Here is a 14,053-nt window from a genome sequence, read left to right on the forward strand (position 1 = left end):
TTTATTCCCTGTCTAAAGTTTGAAGTAAGCGAGATTTGGTAATGACACCAAAATACTGTCCTTGTTCGTCGACGACCGGTACCGCATAAGGTACTTCTGCCACTTGACTGATGAGTTCGCCGACGGAAACGTCAGGATGAATGGTGATGGTGTCAGAAAGCAGGGCACTGCTGAGCGAACGTTGTTCTTTCTTCGCTTCATTCAAACTGTGAATGGAAACAATGCCGCTGAATTTGTTGGTTCTATCAACCACGATGCCAAAGTCTCGATCGTGATCCATGAGCAGTTGCAGTGCGGCCGCCGGTCCGTCGTTATCGTGTTTTTTAAACACTGCTGCGGGTTTTTTACGTGCTATGTCTTTGGCACTGAATACCGAAGCGACATTTACACCACGGAAAAACGAACTAACATAATCATTGGCAGGGTTATGCAGAATTTCGTCGGGTGTTCCTACCTGCACCACCACGCCGTCTTGCATAATGGCAATACGATCACCGATACGCATGGCTTCGTCTAAATCATGGGAGATAAAAACGATGGTTCGTTTGTCATCGTTTTGCAGACGAATCAGCTCATCCTGCATTTCAGCTCGTATCAATGGGTCAAGTGCCGAGAAGGCTTCGTCCATTAAGAGTATGTCAGGGTCATTGGTCAGTGCTCGGGCAAGACCCACGCGCTGTTTCATACCGCCGGATAATTCATCAGGGAAAGACTCGCAATAGGCATCAAGCCCAACGCGTTCTAATGCATTTTTTGCATTCTTATGTCTGGTTGCTTCATCAACACTGGCAAGTTCAAGTCCAAAAGCCGCGTTTTCCAACACAGTCATATGAGGCATTAATGCGAAGTTTTGAAAAACCATAGAGATGTTTTGACGACGAACTAATCTCAGCTCTTGCTCTGAGACGTGGGCTATATCCTTACCTTTAATCAGGACGTTACCCTTTGTCGGTTCAATTAAACGGTTAAGTAATCGGACTAATGTTGATTTCCCAGAGCCCGATAAGCCCATTATGACGAAGATTTCGCCTTCGTTAACACTGAGAGAGACATCTTTGACACCCACGGTTAACCCCGTTTGTTCAAAAATTTGATCTTTAGTTAACCCTTTCTTTATCAGGGGGAAAGCTTCACTCGGTGTTTCGCCAAATACTTTATAGAGGTTTCTGACCTCCAGCATGGTAGACATGTTTTTCATCCTTGTTGCTGTACGGTTTTGACGTGAAATATCAAAATATTTATTAGTACACTAACTATTATTTTTGGTTTTAACAAGGTTGAGTTGCGTAAAATTTGGAAGGTAATTTTGTAACTATATGAATATTAATAATTATTTTGTTGAATAAAAAATGAAAAATAATTTGAGTAAGAATGTTTTGTGTGGAAATTAAATTTCGAGAGATAAACGGTAGAGAAGGAAAATTAGAATGGATTTGTGCTCATAATTAAGGCAGAAATCTCCACCTGAAAACATAAAAAATGGAAGGCTTTTGAAACAACATTTTTGCGTTTTTATTAAAAACATTTACCCGTTGTACAGAAACAATAAAAGTTTGTCTTAACGACAAATTATTATGATTAGACACACCCCCTATTTTGTCCGATAAAGCGCGTGACATTTAGGGTGTCAGGTGTGGCTCGAAGCCACTTCATTCTCTCTTAGTGTGTGAGATTAAATGTGGAACAATCATCTAAATTAGATCGCGTACGTGCTGATTATAACGTTCATTATTGGAGCCAAGGTTTCTTCGGAATAGATAACCAAGGTGAAGTCTATGTGTCACCAAGGAAAGATGGCCAATATCAAACGCAATTGAGTTCAATTGTGAGTCAGCTAGAAACACGCGGTTTGAATTTACCGGTGCTTGTTCGTTTTCCTCAAATCCTGCATCAACGTGTTCACAACATTTGTGACGCATTCAATCAGGCGATTGATGAATACGATTACCCGAATAAATACCTGTTGGTTTACCCAATTAAAGTAAATCAACAGCGTGAAGTTGTGGACGAAATTTTGGCGAGCCAAGCTCAGCTAGAAACAAAACAACTCGGTTTAGAAGCGGGCAGTAAGCCAGAATTATTAGCAGTACTTGCAATGGCGCAACAAGCAAGTTCTGTCATCGTGTGTAACGGTTATAAAGACCGTGAGTACATGCGCCTTGCGCTGATCGGCGAGAAGCTCGGTCACAAAGTATTTATCGTACTTGAAAAACTTTCGGAACTGGATTTAGTACTGAAAGAAGCAAAAAGCTTAGGCGTGAAACCTCGCTTGGGTATTCGTATCCGTCTCGCCTCTCAAGGTGCGGGTAAATGGCAATCGAGCGGTGGTGAGAAATCTAAGTTCGGCTTGGCTGCGGCACAGGTCTTGTCTGTTGTTGACCGTTTGAAAGCGGAAAACCAGCTTGATGCACTGCAGCTTGTGCACTTCCACTTAGGTTCGCAAATGGCGAATATTCGTGACGTGCGTAATGGTGTAAACGAGTCGGCTCGTTTCTACTGTGAGCTTCGTGAGCTGGGTGCAGACATTCAGTACTTTGACGTGGGTGGCGGTTTGGCTGTGGACTATGATGGTACGCGTAGCCAGTCTTCAAACTCAATGAACTATGGTCTGGTTGAATACGCTCGCAACATCGTTAGCACTGTTGGTGATGTATGTAATCTTTATAACCAACCAAAGCCGACCATTATTTCGGAATCAGGCCGTTCGGTGACTGCGCACCATGCAGTTCTCATTACCAACGTAATTGGTACAGAAGGTTACACGCCAGAAGCGATTGTTGAACCAGAAGCCGATGGCCCAACATTGCTACAAAACATGTGGCGCAGCTGGCAAACGTTGAATGATGACACCGATGCTCGTGCATTGATCGAAATTTACAACGATACGCAAAGTGATTTGAATGAAGCACATATGTTGTTCTCGACAGGTGTAATTAACCTGCAACATCGTGCGTGGGTAGAGCAGCTGTCGCTACGCATTTATCATGAACTACGCATGAAAATGAGCGCTAAGAACCGCTTCCACCGCCCGATTCTGGATCACTTGCAAGAGCGTTTGGCAGACAAGTTCTTTGTGAACTTCTCACTGTTCCAATCGTTGCCAGATGCATGGGGTATTGATCAGGTGTTTCCTGTGTTGCCTCTGTCGAATTTGCAGAACGTCGAAGACCGCCGTGCAGTGATGTTAGATATTACTTGCGATTCAGACGGTGCAGTTGAGCAATACGTGGAAGGTCAGGGTATTGAAACAACGTTGCCTGTTCCTGCTTGGTCAAAAGATACTTCGTATCTGATGGGCTTTTTCCTAGTGGGAGCATACCAAGAGATCCTTGGCGATATGCATAACCTGTTTGGTGATACACACAGTGCCGTTGTGAATATCACAGACGAAGGCGAATCAGAAATCACCTTCATTAACGAAGGTGACACGGTTGAAGATATGATGCGTTACGTGCATATCGACGTAGATGCAATTAGAGCTAACTACCGTCAGTTGGTGTCTCAGCGCGTGGCTGAACACGAACAACAAGATGTGTTAGCAGAATTAGAGCATGGTTTAAATGGTTATACCTATTTGGAGGATTTTTAAGTGAATGATTTGTTTACTAAAATGGATTATTCATTGTATTCAAATGCAATGACGTTCCTTCGCCAGTCGTACCAGAGAGATCCGCTAGAGTCGGATGCTGATGTTGTGGTGTTAGGCGTGCCTTTGGATATGGCGACTTCAGGTCGACCTGGTGCTCGTATGGGGCCTGATGCGATTCGACGTGCATCGGTTAACTTAGCGTGGGAAGGCAAGAAGTTCCCGTGGGATTTCAACCTGTTCAAACGTATCAAGTTAGTGGATGCGGGTGATTTGGTGTTCGACTGCGGTGACGCAGAAGACTTCACTTACCGTTTAGAAGCAGCAACCAGTGAAATTCTAAAGACTGGTAAAACAGTATTGGCATTAGGTGGTGACCATTTTATCACTCTGCCGCTTCTTCGTGCTTACGCTAAACACTACGGTGAAATGGCGATGATTCACTTTGATGCACACACTGACACTTATGCAAATGGCAGTGCGTATGACCATGGCACTATGTTTTATCATGCGCCGAAAGAGGGTTTGATCTCTCCTCGTAACTCAGTACAAGTGGGCATTCGTACTGAGTATAAGCAGGAAGGACACGGATTCAATGTCATCAATGCGATGCAAGCAAATGACATGTCTGCGGATGAAATCGTTGAGCAAATTCGCGAAATCGTTGGCGATAAGCCAGTGTATCTAACGTTTGATATCGACTGTTTAGATCCTGCATTTGCACCGGGTACAGGTACACCTGTATGTGGCGGCTTAACTTCAGATAAAATTTTGAAGATTATCCGTGCACTGAAAGGGATAAACCTTATTGGTATGGACGTAGTAGAGGTTTCTCCGCCATACGACCAAAGTGATTTAACGTCACTCGCTGGTGCGACGATTGCGTTAGAACTGCTTTATGTTTGGGCTTCAAACCCTGAGCGTGAATAAGCCGTTTGCTGCAATGTGCAAAGTCAATTGAAAGCCGAGAGGGGAGAACCTCTCGGCTTTTTTTATGCGTTCAATTTACAGGTTCGCTATTCAACAGGCAGATAAAGGCTCTGTTTTGGCGTATCCAACACCACATTGGTCATAACACGGCGTATTTGTGGGAACTGCTCCATGATGTGCTCTATAAATCTATCGTAGCTTTTGGCGTTTTCAGCCGTCATCACCAGCATTAAATCGACATTACCAGTCACATAAAATACTTGCTGTATTGACGGTTGAGTTTCTGCCCAACGTTTGAATTTATTGAGGACGGTGTAATTGTCTCTGTCGATTTCTATTCCGGCAATAAAGGTCATTGGGTGGGTAGAAAATTCGGATTTGATCACGGCCACTTCGGCTTTAATTGCCCCTTCGTCTCTCAAACGTTTTATGCGTCTTTGTACTGCAGAAGCGGATAAGCCAACTTGCTCAGCAATGATTTCACTCGCCATGCGACAGTTGTTTTGCATCAGTTGCAGAATTTTCTTATCGAAATTATCCAGAGTGGTTTCACTCATGGTTTTCCTCTTGCCGTTATTCCGCATTATTGAGTTCTAAACGCGGTGTTTTTTCCATGTGGAGAGAAGAATAGCGGATTTTCCCTATCAATTGGAATTCACAATTAGCTCATTCATACGGTTTGGAACTAAAAATGCTCATTAGCCCCAAGTTATTTACGGCTGGTGACAAAGATGGGATCAAGAAAATAATGCATAACGATAATATCGATTTTGAAATGTCTCGCGAAATATACGCTCCTGAAACCTTGGCGGTGCATGCGGCTATTCAGCCAGATCCACACACTAACGCCATCGCTCCTAACATTGTGATGTCGGTAAATCACAGCTTTAGGCCCGATGAAGGGGCTTTTTCTGCTCAAGGGCTGGAAGATATCTCGGACTCACCATTCCTTTATGCTGGATGGACAAACCCAACGGTTCGGTTGCTCGAACAGCGTCTGGCTATTTTAGAACAGGCGGAGGATGGGCTTGCGACTGCAAGTGGAATGGCGGCTGTCACCGCTGTTTTTATGTCTTTACTTAAAGCTGGTGATCACCTCGTCATCAGCGATGTTTGTTATGCTGCGGTGTATGAATTTGCTACTCAAGTATTGCCCCAATATGGAATCGAAGTCACTACGGTTGACACTTCTTGCATCAAAAGTGTGCAAAGCGCGTTGCGTAAAAGCACCAAACTAGTGCACATAGAGACGCCGTGTAATCCGCTATTAAGATTAACGAACATCAAAGAACTCTCTTTACTACTTAAAAACAATGGGGTTTTACTTAGTGCGGACTCGACTTTTTCAACCCCGGTTATTACCCGACCAATCACACTTGGAGCCGATTTGGTTATTCATTCTTTAACTAAGTTTATTAATGGTCATGGTGATGTTCTTGGCGGATGTGTTTTGGGCTCAAAAGCCTTGATTAGCAAGCTTAGAAGCGTCGCAGGCGTTTATTTTGGTGCATCCCTAAGTGCACAAAGTGCATGGCTAATTATGCGTGGTATGGAGACTATGTATCCACGAATGAAAACGCTTTGTGAATCGGCTCAAGCCCTTGCTGAGTGGTTAGAAAAGCACCCCAAGGTGATAAGAGTTTTGTATCCCGGTTTAGAGTCTCATCAACAATTTTCGCTGGCTAAGCAGCAAATGGCATTTTCTGGCGGCATTATTGCATTCCAAGTAGAGGACATCGAACTGATTGAGCAACGTTTTGCACATGAGTCGAAAATGTTTTATTACGCTTATTCCATAGGACATCAACGCAGTTTAGCTGTGGTGTTAAAAACTGATGATTTGGACAAGTCGACCTATCGATTTAGCCCAGAACAAAAAGCGAATTTTTGTCGAGAAGCAGGTAAAGGCGTGGTTCGACTTTCCATTGGTCTTGAGTCTCCGGTGGATTTGATTCGGGATTTAAGTCATCTTCTTAGATGAAAACTGAATTTTTATAGCTTTATATTGGTTTTAAATTCGGATAGTTATTGAAGTGTTACTAGATTGTGTTGCATTATCTTGTGGTTTTTGATGTCAGTACGCGTTTGCGTGATATTCAATACAACATCGTATTTGTCATTGGACGAACAGAAAAATAACAAAATTTTTTATAAGGGATATTATGAAAAAATTTATTAAATCTTCAGCTGCTGGACTTGTTTTTGCCTGCTCTCTGCTTGGTGCCAATCAAGCAATGGCTGAGTCTGACCTAGAAGGTGTTCTTAGCTCAGGTGAATTAAAAGTTTGTTTCGACGCGGGTTACATGCCTTTCGAAATGAAAACCAAAGATGGCCGTTTCATTGGTTTTGATATCGATTTAGGTAAACACATGGCTCGTTCTATGGGTGTTAAGTTCACACCTGTAAACACCGCTTGGGATGGTATTATTCCAGCGCTTCAAACTAACAAGTGTGACATCATCATGGGTGGTATGACTATCACTCCTGAGCGTAACTTGAAAGTTAACTTTGCAGACCCGTACATTGTTATCGGTCAATCTATGATTATTTCACCTGCGCTTGAAGGTAAGGTTAAAAGCTACGCTGACCTGAATGATCCTAAATACACAATCTCAACAAAGCTTGGCACTACTGGTGTTGAAGCTGCGAAGAAACACCTTTTCAATGCAAAACTTGACCTATACGACACAGAAGTGGATGCCGTTCTACAGGTTGTTAACGGTAAAGCAGACGCTTTCGTGTATGACTTCCCTTACAACGCAATCTACGCTGCTCAAAACAAAGGTAAAGTTGCGCACCTAGCAGAACCGTTCACTTACGAACCTCTAGGTTGGGCGATTCGTCAAGATGACCCGAACTTCCTAAATTTCTTGAATAACTACTTACGTCAAATCAAAGGCGACGGTACTTACGATCGTATGTACGACAAGTGGTTTAAATCAGACAAATGGTTGAAAGACGTTCAATAATTAACGTTTTAAAGCTGTAGTCAACTGGGCGGCGTATTGTTGCCCAGTTCATTAAAAAAGAATAAAGAGAATCTGAGTGATGCAGTCAAAATCCTCAAAATGGATAGGACACGGAATTTACGTCCTAATTATGGCCATGCTTATTGGTGCGGTCTATTTCTCTGGGAAGAGTATCAACTATAACTGGCATTGGGATCGCCTCTGGCCATATGTCGTTAATACAGAGATGCAACAACTTCGTGCAAACGGCGACGGCACAGCAGTGCTGAAAGCGGGACAGCTAACAATTGAATTTGATGATTCGAGCACGCCTCAAATCATCGATCATTACACAACACTCATGGTTGGTAATGGTGATTTGGTTTTCCAAGGTGATACCGTCGCACGACTGAACGAATGGAAATTTGGACCGATAGCTCATGGTTTATGGGTAACGGTTGAAATCTCCTTCATCTCCCTCATTTTCGCGGTTTTTCTCGGTCTTGTGTTCGGCCTGATGAGGGTGTCCAAGAATCAGGTTGCGAGAAATTTATCTCTTACCTATGTTGAATTGATACGTGGTACGCCACTTCTGGTTCAAATATTCATCGTTTATTTCTTTATCGGCACTGTACTCGATTTTGACCGTTTTACTGCTGGCGTTGTTGCGCTATCAGTCTTCACTGGTGCTTATGTTGCCGAAATCGTACGTGCAGGTATTCAGGCTATTCCAACAGGGCAAATGGAAGCCGCGCGTTCTTTGGGTATGACCTATCCTAAAGCGATGCGCTACATCATTCTTCCACAAGCACTAAAACGTACTTTGCCACCTCTGGCTGGTCAGTTTATCAACCTAATCAAAGACTCTTCGCTGGTTTCCGTTATTTCAATTACTGACTTAACCAAAGCGGGCCGTGAAGTTGTCAGTGGTAGCTTTGCACCTTTTGAAGTGTGGTTTACGGTCGCAGCACTTTACTTACTAGTAACCGGGACTCTGTCTTGGGCAATTCAACGTTTAGAGAAGAGGTTATCAGCCAGTGACTAGTGAATACAACGGCGAAGATATGGTTTACGCCAGCAATGTCGACAAGTTCTATCCTAACGGTTGCCACGCTTTAAAATCGGTATCAACCACGGTAAAACGTGGTGAAGTTGTGGTTATCATTGGGCCTTCAGGTTCAGGTAAATCGACTTTTTTACGTACTTTGAACCAGTTAGAAGAGATCAGCTCAGGAACTATCATCGTTGATGGTTTTGATATGTATGCGAAAAGTACGGATATCAACGTACTACGTCAAAATGTGGGTATGGTGTTCCAAAGCTTCAACCTCTTCCCGCATATGACCGCGTTAGAAAACGTTATGATCGCACCCATGAAAGTGGCGAAACGTCCTAAGCATGAAGTGGAAGGTGCTGCGAAAGTGTTGATCAAACGTGTGGGTCTTGAAGATCGCATGAACAACTACCCAACGCACTTATCCGGTGGTCAGCAGCAACGTGTGGCGATTGCCCGCGCTTTAGCAATGAACCCAGACTTGATGTTGTTTGATGAGCCAACATCGGCACTTGACCCTGAAATGGTAGGTGAAGTACTGGACGTTATTAAAGCGCTAGCAAAAGAGGGGATGACAATGGTTATCGTGACTCACGAAATGGGCTTCGCTCGTGAAGTTGCAGACCGTGTGTTGTTTATGGAAGAGGGTAAGTTGCTGGTTGATGACAGCCCGCAAGCCGTGTTTGATAATCCAAGCCACCCTCGTTTGCAGCAATTCTTAGCGAAAGTTCTGTAGCAGATTAATACCGCTTAAACAAAAACCGAGCATTGACGCTCGGTTTTTTTCATTTGCGAATCACATCGCCCATAGTATCAGCGCGAGTATTTGTGGCGACAGTATCCTCAGACACATGACTAATGGATAAACGGTGGCATAGGATAAGGCTGAAGCACCGCTTGATTCGTGTATCGCATTGGCGAAAGCTAACGCTGGTGGATCGGTCATAGAACCGGCCAGCATGCCGCATATAGTGAGATAGTTGATGTGGCCGAGCACTCTTGCCAAGATACCGACTGTAATAAGTGGGATTGCAGTAATTGCTACTCCATATCCCATCCAGCTAAGTCCATCCCCTTGTACGAGTGTTTCGACAAAGTTACCTCCGGATTTAAGACCCACGACAGCCAAAAACAGTACGATGCCTATTTCCCGCAATGCCAAGTTGGCACTAGGTGGCATAAACCAATACATTTTCCCGATACTGCCTATTCTGGCAAGAATAAGGGCAACGATAAGTGGACCACCTGCTAAACCGAGTTTGATGGCTGCAGGAAAGCCCGGTAGGTAGAAAGGAATTGAACCCAGCAATACACCCAAACCAATCCCCACAAATACAGGTAACATTTGTACTTGTTGCAATTTTTGGTGAGCATTACCAACCATACCACTCACTGCTTCGATGGCTTCCTGACGTCCAACTAAGTTTAAGATGTCACCAAATTGAAGGGTAGAATTGCTGGTTGGTATCAGTTCGACCCCTGCACGATTGAGACGAGAGACAACAACGTCATACTTTTCTTTTAGATCCAAGTCTCGAAGTTTTTTACCCAGAACCACCTCGTTGGTGACAACTAAACGTTGCACACGAAGCTCAGTTCCTCGCGTCGACAAGGATACATCCACTTCTTCACCGATAACTAGACGCGCTTTTTCCAAAGCATTCTTGTCACCGACAAGGTGGAGTAGGTCATTGACTTCAACCCGAGAGTCCGGTTTTGGCACCAGTAGATGTTCGTTGCGTTTTAGACGTGAGCAAACAATATTTCCATCGCTCAGGGCAGGAATATCTTTCAAAAACAGTCCGTTTAAATTGGGGTTTTTAACCGAAATATTGATGGTGTGTAAGCTTGATTTTTTGTGACCATTTTTGATTTCAAACTCATCGGCCTCTTGGTTCACGTTGACGCGGAAGATAAGTCTAATCAACCACATAGTGAGCAGTATCCCACAGATACCAAACGGGTAGGCTATGGCATAGCCCATACCCGTCATATCAAGAAGGTTTTCATGGCCACCTAATTCTGTCAGGATTTGTTGACCCGCACCGAGAGAAGGCGTGTTGGTCACCGCACCAGAAAAGACACCGAGAATGACAGGTAACGGAACATCAAACAGATAGTAGAGAGCAACGGTAACCAGACAACCTAGCAGCACAATTAACGCAGCAAAAGCGTTGAGTTTTAAGCCAGAACTTCTCAGTGATGAAAAGAATCCGGGGCCGACCTGAATACCAATGGTATAGACGAATAAGATTAATCCAAACTCTTGGATAAAGTGTAAGGTGTGGTAGTTGAGCTCGACGCCCCATGCACCAGTAAAGTGACCAACGAAAATGCCGCCAAACAGCACTCCGCCAATCCCTAAACCAACACCATAGAGTCGCCAGTTCCCTATCCACAGACCTAACACCGCTACCAGAGCAAGGATACTGATAGAGAGTGCAATATCACTCATAGTAAGTCTCCTGAACAATTACAAAAACGGTTGACGGGCAATCGCTGTTGAACATCAGGCAGGGGTAGGCGTAAGAACGTTAATGTGGTTATGTCTACGGCTGGAGGGTTCAGATATAGGCGTTGAACGAGCGAGATATTTGGCGCTGCTCAACGTCACTTTATTGCCCTAACTATGCTATTAGTAATACTGCAATAGACTTAGATTGTTAACTCTAGACATACAAAAATGTGCTGTTTAGCAGGAAATAGATTTAGCCAATAAATATATGTTAAATAAGGGTAAAAAGCGTTTCTTAAATGCAAGTAAAGTAAACGCCGAGTACCAGAATGTAACATAATGTTTCGCTGGATATTCCCATTGATTGCGTTCGAGAAATAAAGTGAGCGTTGTTTTAGGAATCTAACATTTGATCACTGGCATGCTGTAGAAGATGACAGATCAACTCTGTGGCTGTCGCAGGGTCACCCGCTTGGCGACAATAGTCGATCACAGGACCACAGATCTCTTGGATCTCCATTGGACGCCCTTTTTCTCGATCGACCAACATGGATGTTTTGATTGCATCAAACTCACAGATAAGCCTAAACATCTCAGCTACGTCATCATCAGTCATATTTACATTCGCAAACCTTGCCGCTCTCGCTGTTTCTTGCATGATCTTATAAACAGTTTGTCTCAATACAGAATCTCTTGTGACGGTTTGAGTATCTTTCATCGTTAAAGCGGTAAGTGGGTTTATCGCGTTGTTAATGATCAGCTTACGCCACAATGCATAGCTGACATCTTCATAAAGCTGGTTTGGAATATCTGCAGAGTCGAAAACTGAGCCGAGCTCGTGGAGAAAACTTTTTAAATTTGGATTAGCAGAATCTGAGGGCCAAGCACCAAAATCGATTTGCGCTTTGCCCGTCGCTTCTATCTTGCCGGGTTCTAAAACATGAGCCCCGATTCTAATTGCTAGTCCACCTATCGTGCGCTTTAAGCCAACTGTATTGGCAATGATGCCTTCATTCATTACACCGTTTTGAATTGACAATACGGGAGTGTCACACGCATCCAGCCAAGGCTTCATTTGATCCATAATTGAGCTGGTTGTGCTGCCTTTTGACGCAATAATTAGCAAGTCAAAATCATTGCCGTTGTAAACATCACAAAGCCCTTGAACATCTGTAGCCGAAACGGGGGCAGCAAAGGAAAAATCTGGATGTGTTATTTCGAGACCTTGTTGCTGTAACGCTTTTAAATGTTCACCTCTGGCGACAAAAACCACTTCGTGTCCAGCGTTAACGAGCTTTGCCGCGTAGTAGCAACCAATACCACCCGCGCCGATCATTGCGAATTTCAAGAGACTCCTCCTTAAGTACATATCCATAAGCAAAACTAGATTAAACGCTTAAGAAAGTAATCACCAGAGTTAAGTGAACAGGGTTATTCAATAAGAGTTGCTGCAATAAAAATAAAAAAAGCCACATCAACCTTGATGTGGCTTTCGCAAAATGCGGAATGAATAAGAAAAGTCAGTAGATAAAGTTCTCGTAATTAGAACGAGTATTTAGCTACAAATTTAACTGCACTGCCGTCTTCTTTTACGCCAGCTTTTTCGATTTCGCCATTTTGAAGAACGAAGTCAGTCTTGAACTCTTTAGTGACATCGTAACCTAAGCCTAGGTACGCAGTTTGAGCATCGAATGAAGTACCTTGGTAATCGCCTTCAGCGTACTGAACTGAGCCGTAGATACGGAATAGATCGATGGTGTAAGTTGCTGCAACAGAATAAGTTTCACCATCGTTTGGAAGATCAAGTTTTAGCTCAACACTGTCATTTGCTTTCAAAGATGTTGCATTTTCAAATGAAATGTAACCTGCAGCCAGTTTTAGTGAACCAAGGGTTAGATCTGCAGCTACACCGATAGAATCAGCTTCGTCACCATCAGAACCGTAAGCGATCGCAGCTGAGAAATTATCCGCTTTGTAATTTGCTGAAAGACCATAGTTTGATTCGTTGCTAGATTCGCTGTCAGTTTCATAGTTTGCAGATAATTCTAATTTATCAATGGTTTTCTTGTAGCGGATACCTTGACCATTAACACCACCTTGACCAACGATATACAGGTTCGCGCCTTCACCGGTTTTTGCCTTTTCAATTGCACCAAATGAGTTGCCAGTATCACCTAAAGATAGATTACCAAGCCCTGTGTGATCGAATTCTAGTTTGATGTCTTCAAACTTAGCCGTTCTGTCACTAGCACTATCACCAGTATTGATTGCAAAGGAACCGATAACTTTAGTTTCTTCATTTAGGAAATGCGTTGCTTTAGCTTTTAAGTGTGCATCAGTAAAAACATGCTCTGATTTGTCAGCTTGGTCTGCATTTACGTAAAGACCAACCGCTTTTGCCCAACCTGAAAGTTCAACAGTATTTGTGTCAGTAGCGTAGATTTCGCCTGCCGCTACAGAACCTGCTGCTAAAAGAGATACCACTGCTGCTAATGGTTTGATGTTCATATTTTACTCCATTTTTTTATATTGATTACTCATAACGTAATCGAGTGTATTAATTTGCTTAACAACGTAATTTATTTGCAAATGAGAAATATATTTTCATTAATCAAATCGACAGGGGAATCTTATACAAAACAACTTTTAAATATATTGAAAATTTAATTTTTAAATATTTTTTACGATCTACTTCATAATCGGTAGGTTATTTATTCTTTATGTTGTGTAACAAGTTTCAATGCAATTAATAATATTATTCCTTCGATATTATTTAACGTATGCATTAAGTTAATTTACATAACGGTTTATTTTGAGATGTGTCTCGCGTTAGCTTTCGGCTGCTTGTTTACATTTGTGAAGATTGGCTTATATGACAGCCATGCACTTATATTCTTTACGCTGTTTTGTAATGGAGAAGGGAGATTCCGAGGTTTTGTATGTAGCTCGAAACTTTCTAGGCCGGATATCACTCAAAGGATTAGATAGGATTTTATGACTTTTATTGAGTTAAGTTTTATCTGGATCGCAAATTGTAATACTTTATGGTTTTTATTTGAAACGCAATTTCAAATTGAATT

Annotated in this window: 11 protein-coding genes; 6 read left to right on the forward strand and 5 right to left on the reverse strand. The window is 42.9% G+C overall.

Annotation, left to right across the window (positions count from 1 at the left end):
* Position 1: 1 nt before the first annotated feature.
* Complete coding sequence (gene proV / locus HUO09_RS08885; RefSeq protein WP_188233714.1) at positions 2-1,189, reverse strand: glycine betaine/L-proline ABC transporter ATP-binding protein ProV; 1,188 nt, start codon at positions 1,187-1,189, stop codon at positions 2-4.
* Between the two features lie 489 nt (positions 1,190-1,678).
* Between proV and speA the strand changes: the two genes are divergently transcribed.
* The gene (speA, locus tag HUO09_RS08890; RefSeq protein ID WP_167413594.1) at positions 1,679-3,589 is read left to right on the forward strand and encodes an arginine decarboxylase; all 1,911 of its coding nucleotides are present in this window, start codon (positions 1,679-1,681) and stop codon (positions 3,587-3,589) included.
* Positions 3,590-4,516, forward strand: a complete 927-nt coding sequence (speB, locus tag HUO09_RS08895; protein WP_188233715.1) for an agmatinase — start codon at positions 3,590-3,592, stop codon at positions 4,514-4,516. It begins immediately after the preceding gene.
* 86 nt (positions 4,517-4,602) lie between these two features.
* Here the strand turns inward: speB and HUO09_RS08900 are convergent, their stop codons facing one another.
* Positions 4,603-5,073, reverse strand: a complete 471-nt coding sequence (locus HUO09_RS08900) for an Lrp/AsnC family transcriptional regulator (protein ID WP_167413596.1) — start codon at positions 5,071-5,073, stop codon at positions 4,603-4,605.
* Positions 5,074-5,207: 134 nt separating this feature from the next.
* Between HUO09_RS08900 and HUO09_RS08905 the strand changes: the two genes are divergently transcribed.
* The 4 genes from HUO09_RS08905 to HUO09_RS08920 all read left to right on the forward strand — a co-directional run bounded on the left by HUO09_RS08905 (position 5,208) and on the right by HUO09_RS08920 (position 9,254).
* Positions 5,208-6,497: a PLP-dependent aspartate aminotransferase family protein gene (locus HUO09_RS08905; protein ID WP_223159350.1), complete on the forward strand. Its 1,290-nt coding sequence runs from the start codon at positions 5,208-5,210 to the stop codon at positions 6,495-6,497.
* Positions 6,498-6,678: 181 nt separating this feature from the next.
* Positions 6,679-7,485 carry a transporter substrate-binding domain-containing protein gene (locus HUO09_RS08910; RefSeq protein ID WP_188233716.1) on the forward strand — a complete coding sequence of 269 codons (807 nt, stop codon included), beginning with the start codon at positions 6,679-6,681 and terminating at the stop codon, positions 7,483-7,485.
* A 79-nt stretch (positions 7,486-7,564) separates the two neighbouring features.
* Positions 7,565-8,509 (forward strand): amino acid ABC transporter permease, encoded by a 945-nt coding sequence (locus tag HUO09_RS08915; RefSeq protein ID WP_167413568.1) that lies wholly within the window; start codon positions 7,565-7,567, stop codon positions 8,507-8,509.
* A 19-nt stretch (positions 8,510-8,528) separates the two neighbouring features.
* A complete protein-coding gene (locus tag HUO09_RS08920; protein ID WP_167413569.1) occupies positions 8,529-9,254 on the forward strand; it encodes an amino acid ABC transporter ATP-binding protein in 726 nt (241 codons plus the stop codon).
* Between the two features lie 60 nt (positions 9,255-9,314).
* Here HUO09_RS08920 and HUO09_RS08925 read toward each other — a convergent pair whose 3' ends face one another.
* From HUO09_RS08925 to HUO09_RS08935, 3 genes are all read right to left on the reverse strand, one after another.
* Positions 9,315-10,973 (reverse strand): putative transporter, encoded by a 1,659-nt coding sequence (locus HUO09_RS08925; protein WP_167413562.1) that lies wholly within the window; start codon positions 10,971-10,973, stop codon positions 9,315-9,317.
* Positions 10,974-11,367: 394 nt separating this feature from the next.
* A complete protein-coding gene (locus HUO09_RS08930) occupies positions 11,368-12,321 on the reverse strand; it encodes a ketopantoate reductase family protein (protein WP_188233717.1) in 954 nt (317 codons plus the stop codon).
* A gap of 194 nt (positions 12,322-12,515) precedes the next feature.
* A complete protein-coding gene (locus HUO09_RS08935; RefSeq protein ID WP_167413564.1) occupies positions 12,516-13,481 on the reverse strand; it encodes a porin in 966 nt (321 codons plus the stop codon).
* Positions 13,482-14,053 lie beyond the last annotated feature (572 nt).

This window comes from Vibrio sp. Y2-5, from assembly GCF_014596725.1.
Lineage (GTDB): Bacteria > Pseudomonadota > Gammaproteobacteria > Enterobacterales > Vibrionaceae > Vibrio.